The 14634-nt window shown below is 41.7% G+C and carries 16 protein-coding genes; 12 read left to right on the forward strand and 4 right to left on the reverse strand.

Going from position 1 to position 14634, the window contains the following annotated elements; all coding sequences use genetic code 11:
* Positions 1-50: 50 nt before the first annotated feature.
* The 7 genes from ycf46 (at position 51) to NWP25_RS06355 (ending at position 5078) form a co-directional block, all read left to right on the forward strand.
* Positions 51-1562 (forward strand): stress-responsive protein Ycf46, encoded by a 1512-nt coding sequence (gene ycf46, locus NWP25_RS06325; RefSeq protein WP_280657260.1) that lies wholly within the window; start codon positions 51-53, stop codon positions 1560-1562.
* A 140-nt stretch (positions 1563-1702) separates the two neighbouring features.
* Positions 1703-2053 (forward strand): DUF1257 domain-containing protein, encoded by a 351-nt coding sequence (locus tag NWP25_RS06330; protein ID WP_200989473.1) that lies wholly within the window; start codon positions 1703-1705, stop codon positions 2051-2053.
* 90 nt (positions 2054-2143) lie between these two features.
* Complete coding sequence (locus NWP25_RS06335; RefSeq protein WP_280650546.1) at positions 2144-2854, forward strand: DUF488 domain-containing protein; 711 nt, start codon at positions 2144-2146, stop codon at positions 2852-2854.
* Entirely contained in the window at positions 2838-3287 is a 450-nt protein-coding gene (locus tag NWP25_RS06340) for a DUF488 domain-containing protein (RefSeq protein ID WP_280650545.1), read from the forward strand. Before NWP25_RS06335 ends, NWP25_RS06340 begins: the two co-directional genes overlap by 17 nt.
* A 37-nt stretch (positions 3288-3324) precedes the next feature.
* Entirely contained in the window at positions 3325-3672 is a 348-nt protein-coding gene (locus NWP25_RS06345; protein ID WP_280699030.1) for a dual OB domain-containing protein, read from the forward strand.
* A 135-nt stretch (positions 3673-3807) separates the two neighbouring features.
* The gene (locus tag NWP25_RS06350) at positions 3808-4212 is read left to right on the forward strand and encodes a dual OB domain-containing protein (RefSeq protein ID WP_280699032.1); all 405 of its coding nucleotides are present in this window, start codon (positions 3808-3810) and stop codon (positions 4210-4212) included.
* A 74-nt stretch (positions 4213-4286) separates the two neighbouring features.
* The gene (locus NWP25_RS06355; RefSeq protein ID WP_280650543.1) at positions 4287-5078 is read left to right on the forward strand and encodes a peroxiredoxin-like family protein; all 792 of its coding nucleotides are present in this window, start codon (positions 4287-4289) and stop codon (positions 5076-5078) included.
* A gap of 149 nt (positions 5079-5227) precedes the next feature.
* On the opposite strand, the gene NWP25_RS06360 is transcribed toward NWP25_RS06355, so the two are convergent.
* The 3 genes from NWP25_RS06360 to thrB form a co-directional block, all read right to left on the reverse strand.
* On the reverse strand, positions 5228-6841 hold the full coding sequence (locus NWP25_RS06360; protein WP_280650542.1) for an NAD(P)H-quinone oxidoreductase subunit 4: 1614 nt from the start codon (positions 6839-6841) through the stop codon (positions 5228-5230).
* Between the two features lie 321 nt (positions 6842-7162).
* Positions 7163-7675, reverse strand: a complete 513-nt coding sequence (locus NWP25_RS06365; RefSeq protein ID WP_280650541.1) for a hypothetical protein — start codon at positions 7673-7675, stop codon at positions 7163-7165.
* Between the two features lie 6 nt (positions 7676-7681).
* Positions 7682-8599: a homoserine kinase gene (gene thrB / locus NWP25_RS06370; protein WP_280650540.1), complete on the reverse strand. Its 918-nt coding sequence runs from the start codon at positions 8597-8599 to the stop codon at positions 7682-7684.
* A gap of 645 nt (positions 8600-9244) precedes the next feature.
* On the opposite strand from thrB, the gene NWP25_RS06375 reads away from it, so the two are divergent.
* Both NWP25_RS06375 and NWP25_RS06380 read left to right on the forward strand, forming a co-directional pair.
* Positions 9245-9793 (forward strand): CAP domain-containing protein, encoded by a 549-nt coding sequence (locus NWP25_RS06375; RefSeq protein ID WP_280650539.1) that lies wholly within the window; start codon positions 9245-9247, stop codon positions 9791-9793.
* Between the two features lie 89 nt (positions 9794-9882).
* The gene (locus NWP25_RS06380) at positions 9883-10512 is read left to right on the forward strand and encodes a ribonuclease D (protein ID WP_280650538.1); all 630 of its coding nucleotides are present in this window, start codon (positions 9883-9885) and stop codon (positions 10510-10512) included.
* Positions 10513-10552: 40 nt separating this feature from the next.
* Here the strand turns inward: NWP25_RS06380 and pdxA are convergent, their stop codons facing one another.
* The gene (pdxA, locus tag NWP25_RS06385) at positions 10553-11683 is read right to left on the reverse strand and encodes a 4-hydroxythreonine-4-phosphate dehydrogenase PdxA (RefSeq protein WP_280650537.1); all 1131 of its coding nucleotides are present in this window, start codon (positions 11681-11683) and stop codon (positions 10553-10555) included.
* A gap of 405 nt (positions 11684-12088) precedes the next feature.
* Here pdxA and petM point away from each other — a divergent pair, with 405 nt between their 5' ends.
* The 3 genes from petM (at position 12089) to NWP25_RS06400 (ending at position 14472) form a co-directional block, all read left to right on the forward strand.
* Positions 12089-12193: a cytochrome b6-f complex subunit PetM gene (petM, locus tag NWP25_RS06390; protein ID WP_206264527.1), complete on the forward strand. Its 105-nt coding sequence runs from the start codon at positions 12089-12091 to the stop codon at positions 12191-12193.
* 204 nt (positions 12194-12397) lie between these two features.
* Positions 12398-13402: an SDR family oxidoreductase gene (locus NWP25_RS06395; RefSeq protein ID WP_280650536.1), complete on the forward strand. Its 1005-nt coding sequence runs from the start codon at positions 12398-12400 to the stop codon at positions 13400-13402.
* A gap of 152 nt (positions 13403-13554) precedes the next feature.
* Positions 13555-14472 carry an NAD(+) kinase gene (locus tag NWP25_RS06400; protein WP_280650535.1) on the forward strand — a complete coding sequence of 306 codons (918 nt, stop codon included), beginning with the start codon at positions 13555-13557 and terminating at the stop codon, positions 14470-14472.
* The last annotated feature ends 162 nt before the right edge of the window (positions 14473-14634 follow it).

The following is a 14634-nucleotide window of genomic DNA, read 5'->3' on the forward strand; positions in this document are numbered from 1 at the left end:
AACCAAGAAACGATGTCTTTACTGTATAAGGTCTCAAGCAGGTCGATTGTATGAAAGAAGAGCTCAATATCTTAATTCAAGCTCAATATCCTCTGATCTACCTTGTGACCTCCGAGGAAGAACGGGCGGAACAGGCAATTTCCATAATCGCCCAATTATTAAAGCCCCAACGCCGCGTATACGTCTGGACAGTAACTCACGGCATCGTGGAATATGGTCAACCCCGGAACGTCACCCAACACAATACTGTTTCTCCCGAAGCTGCTATTGAGTGGATCATTCGGCAAAGGGAACCCGGTATATTTATTCTTAAAGATTTACATCCGTTTATTGATGCACCTGCAACAACAAGGTCGCTGCGTGATGCTATCGCTAGTTTCAAGGGAATGCAGAAAAACATCATCTTGATGTCACCCATGCAACAAGTTCCCATTGAACTTGAAAAAGAAGTTGTAGTCCTGGACTTCAAATTGCCAGATATGGCAGAGCTAAACAAAGTTTTAACTTACCATTTAGAGCAAAATCGAGGTAGACGGCTAACAACCGAGGCGCGAGAAAAGCTTCTCAGAGCGGCTTTGGGTTTAACAAAAGACGAATCTGAGAAGGTGTACCGTAAGGCACAGGTAACTAGAGGGCGCCTCACGGAAGAAGAAGTGGATATAGTTCTATCTGAGAAAAAGCAACTTATTCGGCGCAATGGTATTTTAGAATACATAGAAGAAGATGAAACCATTGATGCTGTAGGTGGGTTAGAAGAACTAAAAAGGTGGCTAAAACAGCGCTCTAACGCTTTTACGGAAAGAGCGCGAGAGTATGGTTTGCCCCAACCCAAGGGAATGCTAATTCTTGGTGTTCCTGGTTGCGGAAAGTCATTAATTGCCAAGACCACCTCCCGACTATGGGGTTTGCCATTATTACGCCTAGATATGGGGCGAGTATATGACGGCTCAATGGTGGGACGAAGTGAAGCGAATCTACGTAATGCCCTAAAAACAGCAGAATCTATCTCTCCAGCGATTCTGTTCATAGATGAATTAGATAAATCCTTTGCGGGTAGCTCAGGTTCATCTGATTCTGATGGTGGTACTTCAAGTAGAATCTTTGGTTCTTTCCTCACATGGATGCAAGATAAAAAATCTCCGGTGTTTGTCATGGCAACTGCTAACCGAGTGGAACGCTTGCCTGGAGAATTTTTAAGGAAAGGACGTTTTGACGAAATTTTCTTTGTGGATCTGCCCACAGCCGAAGAACGGCAGGATATTTTCAAAATCCACCTCACCAAGCGTCGTGAAGACATTTCCCGATTCGATCTTGAGCAATTAGCCAAGATGTCTGACGGCTTCTCTGGGGCAGAAATTGAACAAGCACTTGTGGCGGCAATGTATGAAGCCTTCGCCCAGGACCGCGAGTTTACACAATTAGATATTATTGCTGCACTGAAAGCAACTCTGCCGTTGTCTCGGACTATGCAAGAACAGGTGACAGCCCTTAGGGATTGGGCTAGACAACGGGCAAGACCCGCAGCAGCCTCCGTTGCTGAATATCAGCGCATGGAGTTTTAAAAGCTTTCCCCTGCTAACACCAGGGGCAAAGGCTAGCCCAAAAAGCTAGCAGTTACGAGAAAAAGCCGCATTCCGCTCACAGCGGCTTCCGCAAAAAACCGTTGTCTTTTTTCTCACTCTTCTCACTGGAGGAAAACCAAATGTCTCATTTTAGCACACTGCGTACCAAAATCACTGATGCTGAAATCCTCAAGTCTTCTTTGCGCGACCTTGGTATTACCGTGAAGACTGAAGCTGATGTTCGTGGTTATAATGGTCAGCGCGTTCGTTCCGACATCGTAGCTGTTTTGGAAGGTGAATATGATTTAGGTTGGTCTCGCAATAGCGATGGTTCCTTTGACCTAATTGCTGACCTGTGGGGCGTTGCTAAGAAGCATAACCAAACCGAGTTGATCAACTCCATCAACCAAAAGTACGCTGTTAACAAAACTTTGTCTGAAGTAAAACAGCGCGGCCTGCAAAACGCCAACGTCAAGTTGGTATTGCAATAAACATTTCCCAACGCGTTCCCAAAACTGAACGGGTTAACCACATTATGAGCGGTTAGCCCGCTTTTTTATTGTGGCAGTACGCTGGGAAATTTGTCCATTACTCAAACAGTATCAAAATTTATGAAAATGTTCACGATTGGACACTCCAATCATTCAATTGCAAATTTTATTGCACTTTTGCAGCAACATGGAATTACTGCTGTAGCAGATGTTCGTTCTAGCCCTTATAGCCGCAGATGGCCACATTTCAATCAATCTACTTTTAAAAAAGCACTCCAAACTGTAGGTATTGCATATGTTAACCTTGGCGACAATTTAGGCGCTCGTCCTGATGATCGAACCTGCTATGTAGATGGTATGGCTCGTTATGATTTAATTAGTGCGACAAAAGGTTTTGCAACCGGGTTAAATCGTCTCATCCAAGGTGCTAAAAAATATCAAATTACTTTAATGTGTGCTGAACAAGACCCTATTGTTTGCCATAGAGCTATTTTAGTTTGTCCACATTTGCAAGAAACTGATTTAGAAATTAACCATATTCATAAAAATGGTGATTTGGAATCACATGAATGTTTAGAAAATAGACTTTTAAAGCAGCACAATTTATATAAATTTTTGCCGGATGATCAGAATCATGTCAAACAGCTTTCTCTTTTTGATATCAGACCCACAGATACTGTAGAAAAACATCTTTCCCGTCAGGAATTGCTGCAAAAAGCATATCATTTACAAGGTGAAAAAATAGCCTATGTAGAACAGAAATATTCTGATACAGAAGATTCTCATGAGCAAGCAAGTTAATCTATTTACTATTGGCTTTACCCAAAAAAAAGCTGAGTTATTTTTTGAAACACTTATCAAAGCGGGTGTGAAGCGAGTTATTGATACTCGTTTGAATAATGTTTCCCAATTAGCAGGCTTTACCAAAAAGAATGACTTGGAGTACTTTCTGGGGAAAATAGCAGAAATTGAATATATTCATATCCTAGATTTAGCTCCAACTAAAGATATTCTGGAGGAATATAAAAAAAATAAAATTAACTGGACAACATATGAAAAAAGGTTCAATGAACTGCTCACAAAGAGAGAGATTGAGAAGAAGGTTAATTTAGACCTTATAGATAAGGCTTGTCTATTGTGTAGTGAAGCAAAACCTCATAATTGCCATCGCAGGTTAGTTGCTGAGTACTTACAAAGTAAGTTAGACAGAGAAATCAAAATTCATCACCTTTAAACGTAATCTTGAAAAGGGTGCTAATTAGGGGTTCAGAATGCTTGTTTTTGAAATTATCTGCCTCGCTAAATCTACTAAACATGGTGGAATTTGTATTGCTGGTTTAAAAACCGATGGTTCAGGGTGGCTACGTCCTGTTTCTAACGAAGAAGATGGTACCTTATATCCAGAACATTACACTTTCAGGGATGACAGAGAACCTGAACTTTTTGACATTATCAGAATTCCATGTATTAAACCCGCTCCTCAATGTCATCAACCTGAAAATTGGTTAATAGATTCTACTAAATTATGGCAAGTATTAGGAAGTTTAACTTTAAGTCAAGCTCAAAGGTTGCTAAAACAAGAAATTAAAAGACATTCTTGCAGAAATGTTGACTGTTGACTGTTGACTGTCCAAGTTGTGGGTCGGTGATACAAAATTTGAGCAATTAATGACTCTATATCTGGATAAAACGCAAAAATTGTAAATTTTTATTGCAGGATTCAACACTTCTGACATTCTTGTTATCCAGAACTGTTGGGTAGTTCAGATAAAAAAATTTGTTATGAAAATTTAGAAAAATCACCTGCTCAGTCTTCACTAGCACTGATAAAACCAGAAAAAATTGAGTGGCAAGTTAAAAAAAAGTTCTATGAAAAGAAATTCAGATGTCGTTTCTGTTTATCTGGAACTTTTTATGATTTACCGATTACTGATCCTATGTGGACAGATAAACTTGATTATTTTGAAGAGGGAACATATTCTTCTCAAGCAGTTATACAAGAATTACACTTGGATAACTTTGAGCCGGATCAATTCAGACTTACTATCAGCCTGGGAGAACCTTTCATATCTTCTGGTCAAGAAAAAAGGTTTTGCTACAAGTTAGTTGCAGCAGTCATCAACGTAGCAGATGTAAAGCACCGTTTAAAATGGCGATAATTTACCTTGTAAAGTCAACATAAATATTGATAAATTGGGGTAAAATTGAGCTAAACAGCAGTTAATACCTTCTGATGAATCCCTACGCTATTTTTAATCACACCAAACGTCAGCGTGTTAGTGATGGCATGACGCGATCGCTTTTAGAAAATTGCGAGACTGCCTCACATATCCTTGTTTTAGTCTGGCCGCAACTTGGGGATTTTGATAGTCTAGAATATGCGTGGTGGTTACAGCGAGCAGCTGAACAGTTGACAGATAAAAAACTCGCTATTCGTGCAGTGGGAATTGGTAACTTAAGCTCTGGAAAAAAATTCTGTGAGTATACAGGATTTCCGCCTGAAAATTTATTTGTTGAACCGAATGCAGAATTACATTGTCAACTCAATCTTTATTCTGGTCTGAATGTGTCTCTACCCGGACTTTCTCGGTGTCAAAAAGCTTGGCTAAATCTGCTATTGATGTGTGCTGGGATTGGAAGTCCGGGAACCCTGGCGGAAGTTTTTCGAGGATACAAGGGAGATCGCCAAGCCCCTCAACTGATGAGGGATGATGAAATTATTCAAGCTGCTCCTCTACCTGCTTTTCAAGGCTCGTTTTTCCAATTAGCAGGGGGGAGTGGTTTTCAACGTCCTTTTGAATTAGCTACTCTACGCCTACGTAATATGATGGAAGTGCTGAAAAATTGGCACATTTATGTACCTGATGCTACCTATTTAACTCAGCGCGGTGGAACTTTTCTGTTTGACACAAAAGGCCAGTTAGTTTACGAGCATCGAGACCGAGGAATTCTGGGCTTTGCTGCTAATATGAGCCAACCACTATCATTTTTATCTTTGATTGAAAGAGATATTTGTGCCCAATAGTTGACACTCCCCTGCTTTTAGACAAGGATATTGTACATTCACCGTCAAAACATAAACATAAAAAATAAAAATTTAAGGGTGGTTAGAAGACCACCCTATTTCCCCTCATATTTAAAATTTACTTGCAACACCCTTATTGGGTATGATATTTACTCTGAGATATTAACTAAAGTATCAACTTGAGATGAAGCTAACGTTGGTGCTGTGAAAACACGTGAGTACAAACTTGTTGGTTGCTGACGTGCTACAACTGGTAGAACTTGACGTGCATGGACAGCTAGATCAACCGTCTTCACATCATAAGTTTGCGTAATCAATTTGGGATAAAAACCAATAGCGATAATGGGAAGTATTAAACAAGCAGTGATAAACAATTCCCGGGGTTTGATGTCATCAATTACAGCATCTAAATGTAATTCTTGGCTTTGCTGACCGTAGAACACTTGACGCAGCATTGACAGTAAGTAAATTGGAGTTAAAATCACGCCAACTGCTGACAAGAGAATAACAACAACTTTGAAGCTGGAACTGTAAACATCACTGGAGGCGATACCGAGGAATACCATCAACTCACCCACAAAGCCACTCATTCCTGGTAAAGCTAGAGAAGCCATTGAACCAATAGTGAATAATGCGAAGGTTCTGGGCATTACCTTGGCCATACCGCCCATTTTATCCATCATTAAGGTGTGGGTACGTTCGTAAGTTACACCAGATAAGAAGAACAAGCTAGCGGCGATTAAACCGTGAGAAACCATCTGTAGTACAGCACCGCTAACGCCGATTTCTGTATAGGAGGCAATACCGATTAATACAAATCCCATGTGGGCAATTGAGGAGTAAGCCAGGCGACGTTTGAGGTTAGTTTGGGCAAAAGCACAGCAAGCACCGTAGACAATGTTGACTACACCTAAAACTGCTAGGACTGGGGCAAAGGAAACGTGCGCATTAGCCAACATTTCGACGTTGATGCGGATGAGTGCATAACCACCCATTTTTAACAGCACACCAGCTAAAATCATAGAACCAGGTGCAGATGCTTCACCGTGGGCATCGGGTAACCAGGTGTGTAATGGGAAAATGGGTAACTTGACACCGAAGGCAATTAAGAAACCTGCATAAGTTAATAGTTCAAATGCTTTGGGGTATTGCTTCATTCCCAAAGTTGCCATGTCAAAGGTGACGGTATCTCCTGAGAATGCCATTGCGAACCCAGCTACCAGGATAAATATTGATGCTGCTGCTGTGTAAAGAATAAATTTAGTAGCTGCATAACGACGCTTTGGCCCTCCCCAGATGGAAATCAGTAGGTACACAGGTACTAGCTCGATTTCCCACATTAAGAAGAACAGTAGTAAATCCTGGGCTACAAATACACCAAGCTGGGCGCTGTACATCGCCAACATCAAGCCATAAAATAATCGCGGCTTGTTTGTAACTTTCCAAGCCGCGAAAATTGCGAGGGTGTTGATTATACCTGTTAACAGGACTAAGGGCATGGATAAGCCATCAACCCCGATAGACCAATTTAAACCTAACTGTGGAATCCAAGAATACTTTTCTACCAGTTGCAGTGTGGAGTTTTGGAAGTCGTAGCTATACCAAAAGGCATAAATCATCAAGGCAAAGTCCGCGATGGCAACTCCCAGAGCGTACCAACGAACAGTCTTTCCTTCTTTATCTGGGATTAAAGGTACCGCCAGGGCTGCCACCAACGGCAATAAGATTATGGCTGATAGCCAAGGAAATTCAATAGCATTCATTACTTTTGATAATCAATTCAACTTTTTGCTTATGTTTTTATTATATTAAGGAATTTGTAGTTTTGTAAATGTTATTTATCCCTAATATCTGCCTTTGGAGAAATTTATAGGAATAAATACTTACTCATTCCTGTGGAAACCATTTTAATTGTAAATTTTTGCAACGTCAACAAAAAATGGCATAAATAAAGTGGCTTTAGCCAGTGATTTCAATTATGATATTCATAGTCTTGGCTCAATGCAGACACTGTGAGACTTAAACAAAATTGGCAAAATTCCCCACCTAAAGGAGTTTTAGGTGGGGATGGTTTGTATTGGGGTTCACACAATCCGATTAACAATGGTCCAGACTTCCCCATCTGAGCGAACATGGGGAACTGAGATTGTCTTAAAGCCAGTAATAAAGGGCTTGTAGTAGACTTGCCAATACATGGGACTTAAATAATCAGCACAGGATTTGAGCAGACGGATTTCCATCGCTAGTTCTCCGGCGAGTTGATTAATGCGTTGGGCATGAAGTTGAGCTATTTTTCTGGCTGATTCTAACTCCTGCTCTGGGGTGGGTTGTGTTGATTGATTTTGCCAACGTTCTAACTCAGCTTGTTTTTGTCCTAGCTGTACTTCCAGGGCAGCCATCGCATCGTCTATACCTTTGATTTCCACGTATAATTGGGGATTTTCTCTGGCTTGGCGGCGATAAGCTTCAACCATTGCTGAAGGTGAATCACTGTTGTCAGAAAATACATTATTGGTGGTGAGCGTAGCGCGTTCTTGCTGGAGCGCCTGAATTTGTGCCTTCAGGTTACTGATTTCTGTATGAAGTTGGTTAGTCATTGCGGTTTATCCTTGGTAGCTTGCACCTTGGGTGTCCAGAGAAAGCGATCGCACAACTGCCATGATTCCTGCTGAGTGCCAAGCTGATAACATTGCCTCTTGTACAGCCTGGGAATATAACTGATCTACCAAAGCTAATAGTGTGGGGCCTGCACCACTAATGACCATGCCATAAGCACCGGCTTTGACAGCGGCTGTATTCACAGCATCGTAACCAGGAATTAACTCTTGACGATATGGCTGATGCAATTTATCTTGCAAAGCTGCTTTTAACCATTGGCCATTGCCAGTTTGCAACCCGCGTAACAATAATCCCAGATGTGCTGTGTTAAAAATTGCATCTGCACGGCTCACTTGAGTGGGTAGAACTTGCCGGGCTTCACCAGTGGAAAGCTCAAAATCAGGAATAGCTACCACTGGTACAATTTCTCCACACCAGGGAATATCGCAAATTTCCCAACCATCGGTACTGGTAGCAGCCAAACGACATCCCCCCAATAGTGCTGGTACTACATTATCAGGATGTCCTTCCATGGCGATCGCTAATTCCATCACCTGCAACTGACTCAAAGGCGCCCCCGCCAGTTGATTAGCTGCAACTAACCCGCCAACAATGGCTGTAGCTGAACTACCCAAACCCCTAGCCAAGGGTACACCCAGCTGAATTTCTATTTTTACCGATGGCGGTGTTTCTCCTATATATTGATATAACTTTGCAAACCCTTGATACAAAAGATTACTCTCATCGGTTTGCACTCTTTGCGCTTCTGTACCTGTGACAGAAATGATTAATCCATCTTCTTCTAACCGAGTGAACTTGAACTGATTGTACAGCGTTAAAGCTGCACCGATGCAGTCAAAACCGGGGCCCAGGTTAGCAGTTGTGGCTGGAACGGTAACAGTGATGCTAGAAACAACAGACATCTGCAAATACTCACCAATCAATCCACCAGCATCTCACGTAAAGGGCTGATTTGCTCAATTGCTCAAAAGTATGCTTTACAAAGCTTAATAAATCAGCAATAGTTCACTAGCAGTTTAGAGGCTGAATTAGAAGTAAGGGATCACTTCCGCAGTAACAAAATAGAAATCATTGGAATTAGGGGTGATTTGCGGTGGTAGTTAAGCTAGGAAATATACTTTTCTTCCTAAAAACCAACGTATAGGTGTGGATTTGGGTGTGAAAATTTTTGTCGCGATGAGTAACAAAGAGAAAGCTTTGAGGGCTAAGTAGTCAAAGGAGGTTCTAGGTCGGTGAGTATGTCAATTAAACTTGATATTAGCTAAATTTTCACATCATTGAAGTTGGAAAAGTTCTTGGCTATTGTAATGCTGGTAGAATTGAGCCAAATTGTGAGAAAGCATTGGTGAATTGTTGCTTAAGAATAGCATCCCACCTAAGGGGGACTTACTTAAATATTTACCACAGGAATAGTTAAGTTATTTTTTCTGTAAACTCTTTGCCAAAATGACTGAATTTGATCAATTGCGAATAGTATCCTGTTATGTATTCTTAGAACAAGAAATTAGAGTATAAGTCAAACAAGTACACACATCAGGCGACTGTCCATGTTCCGACAACCTGCTTTTGGCATCGCTTTAAGTACGCTTGTCATTACGAGTGGATTGATGAATGCTCCCATCACAGGTAAAACTTCTCAAGAACAAACCACTCGTAATCAACCGTTGTTAATTCCTTCTAGTCAGGCTGCAACATTAACTAATACATTTGAAACTAATGCCCTAGAAAAATTCGTTTTTGATGACATTAATCGATATCGAGTTTCTCATCAACTGCCAAAGTTGAACTTAAATGCACATATTACTCAACAGGCAAGAATTCATAGTGAAAATATGGCTAATGGTAAAGTTCCTTTTAGCCATGACGGATTTGAACAGCGAATCTCTGCTATTCCCCTTCGTTACAACAATGCGTCAGAAAATCTCGCGGTCAATCAGGGATACAGTAATCCTGCTAGTCAAGCTGTTATCGGTTGGTTGGAAAGTCCCGGACATTTAAAGAATATTCAAGGTGATTACGACCTCACGGGGATTGGTGTGGCTACCAATCAACAAGGGGAAGTTTACCTGACTCAAATTTTCCTTCGTACTAGATAGATTAATTGGCTGAATTTTTGCACAATATATAATGTGGTGTCTCATGGTATTTTTCTCTAAAAGACACTGCATTTATTATTGGGTGATTCATGACATTACAAGATTTTCAAGTAAGCGATGGCGACTTGAGGGATGCTGTTCTGGCTGAGTATTTAAAATGCGATGTCATCGCTGTGGATACGGAAACCATGGGATTGTTACCGCACCGCGATCGCTTGTGTTTGGTGCAGCTATGCAATCCCATGGGTGAAGTAACAGCAATTCCCATAGCTAAAGGGCAAAACGCAGCGCCAAATTTAAAAAAACTTTTGGAAGCGGTGAATGTGGTTAAAGTTTTTCACTTTGCTCGTTTCGATCTTGCTAGTTTGCGCCATAACCTAGGAATTCACGTTCAAAATGTTTTTTGTACCAAAATTGCTAGTAAGCTGGCTCGTACTTACACCAATCGTCACGGACTTAAAGATGTAGTGCTAGAGTTAGAACACATAGAATTGGATAAAAGCGCTCAAAGTTCCGATTGGGGTAACGCGGGTAATTTATCTGAGATGCAATTGAATTATGCTGCCAATGATGTTCGCTACCTAATCAGTGTACAGCAAAAGCTGATGGAAATGCTCAAACGAGAAGAGCGTTGGGAACTTGCTCAAGAATGCTTTCAAGTCTTACCGACTTTAGTGACGTTAGATTTGTTGCAATTTAAGGATTTGTTTGAACATTAATTGCACAGTCAATAGTTGCTAGCAACTATTGACTGAAAAACTACAGATTTTTGTTGACATTTTCCCAGTGTTTTGGTCGGGGAGATAGTACACCTGTCTGGGTTTTATATACCCTTTGACTAACTAACTCAGTGGCCAATTCTATGGCTGCTTTCATACTTGTAGCATCGGCAATTCCGTGACCGGCAATATCAAACGCTGTGCCATGATCAGGTGAAGTGCGTACGAAGGGTAAACCGATGGAAGTGTTAACTGCACGGTCAAAGGCCATCAATTTCACGGGAATTAAACCTTGATCGTGGTACAGTGCCAAATAGGCATCGGCGGGATTGTGAGCTGAGGAATTACCATACCAGGCTTGACCGGGGTTAACCCACATTGTATCTGGTGGGATTGGTCCATCAAGTTGGAAGTGAGGACGATTTATTCGTTCTTGTTCTAACCAGGGAATTAACCAATCTTGTTCTTCACTTCCTAGTTGTCCCTGTTCGCCACTGTGGGGATTTAAACCTGCGATGGCAATTCTGCCATTTTCTATGCCAAAGTCTTGTGCTAAACACTCCACCAGTAAATTTAATTTACTCGTTAATAACTGTGGTGTTAATGTATCGGCTACTTGACAAAGGGGAATATGTGTGGTAGCTAGTAAGGTGCGGAGTGTCCAACCGGTGTGAGGCGATCGCGCTACAAATAACATCCCGAAACGGTCAACAGCTGACTTTTCTGCTAGAAGTTCTGTTTGCCCGGGATAATTGTGACCTGCCAACTGCCAAGCAGATTTAGCGATGGGGGCTGTAACAATGGCATCAAATTCACCGGACAATGTGCAGGCGATGGCCTGTTCCATATAGGCAAAACTCGCTGCACCACTAGCTGCATTACCTGTACCTATAATAATGTTGTTGGCTGTTTCGCTGTTTAACGGCACATCTAGCACTTGTAAGTGCTCTGGATTGGCTAAATGTGTTGAATTGAGCTGTTCATAAACCCCTAGTAATAAGTCTCTACTACCTACCACTGTTAAGTGGCAATTGTTACTAATATTTTGGTCTGCCAAAGCTTTTAAAATTACTTCTGGCCCAATTCCGGCGGGATCTCCTAGTGTGAGGGCTAAACGTGGAGGATTTTTGTTACTCAAATTTACGGTATAATTTTGATTGATTTGATACATAAAATTCTGGAATAAAGCTGTAGTCAAGGGAGTGCCTTGACTGAAAATTAGAGATTGAGCATAAAACTGGTTTAGAATTATTTACACGGGTCTAATCCAAGATTAGCCTTTGTAGAGCTAGTTTACCTGAATCTGCATCAGGCAATTGGTAGACATAAAATTCAAATACCTGGAACGACAGCAGGCAACCAAATTGGTGGTGTCAGCTTGTGGACTAGATGTGGGGACACTTCTAGGTTGAGGGAACAAGAGAATGTGAGCAATTGTGAACATTTTCAGTCGGACTGGTGAAAATTAGACTGGAGTCATGAATCCAGTCTGATGAAACAAGGTAAAAAGACGAAATCTAAAGGTAAACCTTTAGAATCACTTCTAATTAACCATTCGCAAAGGAGAATCACACTAATGAGCGGCGAAATTCTAAATGCAGCGCTGTTGTCTTTCGGTTTAATTTTCGTGGGTTGGGCTTTAGGTGCTTTGTTGCTGAAAATTCAGGGTGCAGAGGAATAATCCTCTGAGGATGACAACTGGGAACTGGAACAGAGAGATATTGAATAAAGTTATCTTCTGTGGCGGTTCCCATAGTGGCGCAATTTTCCCTAGTTCTTTTTCTCTGTATCAATTAAGTTTAATAAACTAATGTAAACTTTTGTTTACAGAGCTAATTCTGTTAAGATTCATTTCATAAAAGTTAAAAAATTTATTACTACCCTCATGACTTTATTGATCGTCGGTGCTACTGGCACCTTAGGAAGACAAGTGGCTCGTCGTGCTATCGATGAGGGGCACAAAGTACGTTGTCTTGTACGGAGTACGAAAAAGGCTGCGTTTCTGAAAGAATGGGGGGCTGAATTAGTTTGGGGGGATTTGTGTAACCCCGAAAGTCTGACGGTAGCGATGGAAGGTATCACAGCAGTCATTGATGCTGCCACATCTCGTGCTACAGATTCACTGACTATTAAACAGGTGGATTGGGATGGACAGATAGCATTAATTCAAGCGGCAAAAACTGCGGGTGTAGAACGTTTTATATTCTTTTCTATTCTCGGTGCTGATCAGTATCCACAAGTGCCTCTGATGGAAATTAAGCGGTGTACAGAAGTCTTTTTAGCTGAGTCTGGTATAAATTACACAATTTTACGCCTGGCTGGGTTTATGCAAGGCTTAATCGGTCAGTATGGTATTCCCATTTTAGAAAATCAGCCAGTTTGGGTAACTGGTACTTCTTCGCCGGTGGCTTATATGGATACTCAAGACATCGCTAAATTTGCTATTCGCAGTTTGAGTGTACCAGAAACAGAGAAAAAAGCTTTCCCGGTGGTGGGTACTCGGGCTTGGAGTGCAGAGGAAATTATCAGTTTGTGCGAGGGTTTGTCTGGAAAAGAAGCTAAAGTGACCCGTATGCCAATTAACTTCTTGCGTACTATACGTAGCGTCATCCGGTTTTTTCAGTGGGGGTGGAACGTTGCAGACAGACTGGAGTTTACAGAGGTTTTAGCCAGTGGTAAACCGTTAAATGCTCCCATGGATGAGGTGTACCAAGTGTTTGGGTTAGACAAAGGAGAAACTACAACCCTGGAAAGCTACCTGCAAGAGTATTTCAGTCGCATTATGAAGAAGCTGAAAGAGCTGGACTACGAGAAAAATAAATCTAAAAAGAAAAAAGAAAAACCCAAAAAAACTCCGTTTAAACAATCTTCCAAAGTAAACAGTCAATAAAATTCTTGGTCATTAGTCATGGGTGATCAAAGTTTCCAGCCGTTGAGGAAATGGGGTTGAGTCCAAATTTTTTGCAGACTAATGACTACATTGTCCAAAATATGTCACGATGACATAAGTAGTAAGCATTGCCAAAACTTGGATATTTGAGTGTGCCGAAAGCAGGCATTATCTACAATGACGTTAAGCCGATAGCGGCTCGTATCGCTATCGAACTGCAAGACAAGCTAACCGCAGCCGGTTGGAATGTAATTGTCACCACAAGTATCGGTGGCATATTGGGCTACTCTAACCCAGAAAGTCCTGTATGTCACACCCCAATAGAAGGATTGACTCCCCCCGGTTTTGACTCGGAAATGCAGTTTGCTGTAGTGTTGGGGGGAGACGGCACTGTTTTAGCAGCGTCTCGTCAAGTTGCTCCCACTGGTATTCCACTGTTAGCGGTGAACACTGGTCACATGGGATTTTTGACTGAAACTTATATCAATCAACTGCCTCAAGCAATAGAACAGGTGATGGCGGGTGGGTATGAAATTGAAGAAAAAGCCATGCTCACGGTGAAGGTGTTTCGTGGAGAAACAGTGCTTTGGGAAGCTCTGTGCTTAAACGAAATGGTTTTGCATCGGGAACCATTGACCTCAATGTGCCATTTTGAAATTGCCGTGGGGCGACATGCACCAGTAGATATTGCCGCAGATGGTGTAATAGTTTCTACTCCCACAGGTTCAACGGCTTATTCGTTGAGTGCAGGTGGGCCAGTCATAAGTCCCGGTGTCCCTGTGTTGCAGTTAGTACCCATTTGCCCTCACTCCTTAGCTTCACGGGCATTAGTGTTTCCAGATACAGAAACAGTGAATATTTACCCTGTGAATATTCCTCGGTTGGTAATGGTGGTAGACGGTAATGGGGGATGTTATGTCTTCCCAGAAAATCGGGTAAATTTAGAGCGATCGCAGTACAGTGCACGATTCATTCGCCTGCAACCACCGGAATTTTTCCGCATCTTGCGAGAAAAGCTTGGTTGGGGTCTACCACATATCGCCAAACCAACATCAGTAGAGTTACCCTAGTCAATGTCAAGATGGCTTTTAGTGCAAATTAATCGGGCTGAAGAATGCTAGTTGAGCAAGTAGTTCTGATTAGGGGACTTGCAGCCGTCGAGCAGACGGTGAAGATGCTTGCTGTTAGCAAAGCGGCGCCTTAGCGCGGGTAAATTCATTGGAATCCCTTTG

This window comes from Umezakia ovalisporum Ak1311 (genome assembly GCF_029891685.1).
Taxonomy (GTDB): domain Bacteria; phylum Cyanobacteriota; class Cyanobacteriia; order Cyanobacteriales; family Nostocaceae; genus Umezakia; species Umezakia ovalisporum.

Bases quoted from the DNA above. Each gene is read 5' to 3' on its own strand.
- NWP25_RS06345 (WP_280699030.1), top strand. From the start codon at position 3,325: ATGCTTGTTTTTGAAATTATCTGCCTCGCTAAATCTACTAAACATGGT.
- NWP25_RS06380 (WP_280650538.1), top strand. From the start codon at position 9,883: ATGACATTACAAGATTTTCAAGTAAGCGATGGCGACTTGAGGGATGCT.
- thrB (WP_280650540.1), bottom strand. From the start codon at position 8,599: ATGTCTGTTGTTTCTAGCATCACTGTTACCGTTCCAGCCACAACTGCT.
- pdxA (WP_280650537.1), bottom strand. From the start codon at position 11,683: ATGTATCAAATCAATCAAAATTATACCGTAAATTTGAGTAACAAAAAT.
- NWP25_RS06395 (WP_280650536.1), top strand. From the start codon at position 12,398: ATGACTTTATTGATCGTCGGTGCTACTGGCACCTTAGGAAGACAAGTG.
- NWP25_RS06375 (WP_280650539.1), top strand. From the start codon at position 9,245: ATGTTCCGACAACCTGCTTTTGGCATCGCTTTAAGTACGCTTGTCATT.
- NWP25_RS06365 (WP_280650541.1), bottom strand. From the start codon at position 7,675: ATGACTAACCAACTTCATACAGAAATCAGTAACCTGAAGGCACAAATT.
- NWP25_RS06340 (WP_280650545.1), top strand. From the start codon at position 2,838: ATGAGCAAGCAAGTTAATCTATTTACTATTGGCTTTACCCAAAAAAAA.
- ycf46 (WP_280657260.1), top strand. From the start codon at position 51: ATGAAAGAAGAGCTCAATATCTTAATTCAAGCTCAATATCCTCTGATC.
- NWP25_RS06330 (WP_200989473.1), top strand. From the start codon at position 1,703: ATGTCTCATTTTAGCACACTGCGTACCAAAATCACTGATGCTGAAATC.
- petM (WP_206264527.1), top strand. From the start codon at position 12,089: ATGAGCGGCGAAATTCTAAATGCAGCGCTGTTGTCTTTCGGTTTAATT.
- NWP25_RS06355 (WP_280650543.1), top strand. From the start codon at position 4,287: ATGAATCCCTACGCTATTTTTAATCACACCAAACGTCAGCGTGTTAGT.
- NWP25_RS06360 (WP_280650542.1), bottom strand. From the start codon at position 6,841: ATGAATGCTATTGAATTTCCTTGGCTATCAGCCATAATCTTATTGCCG.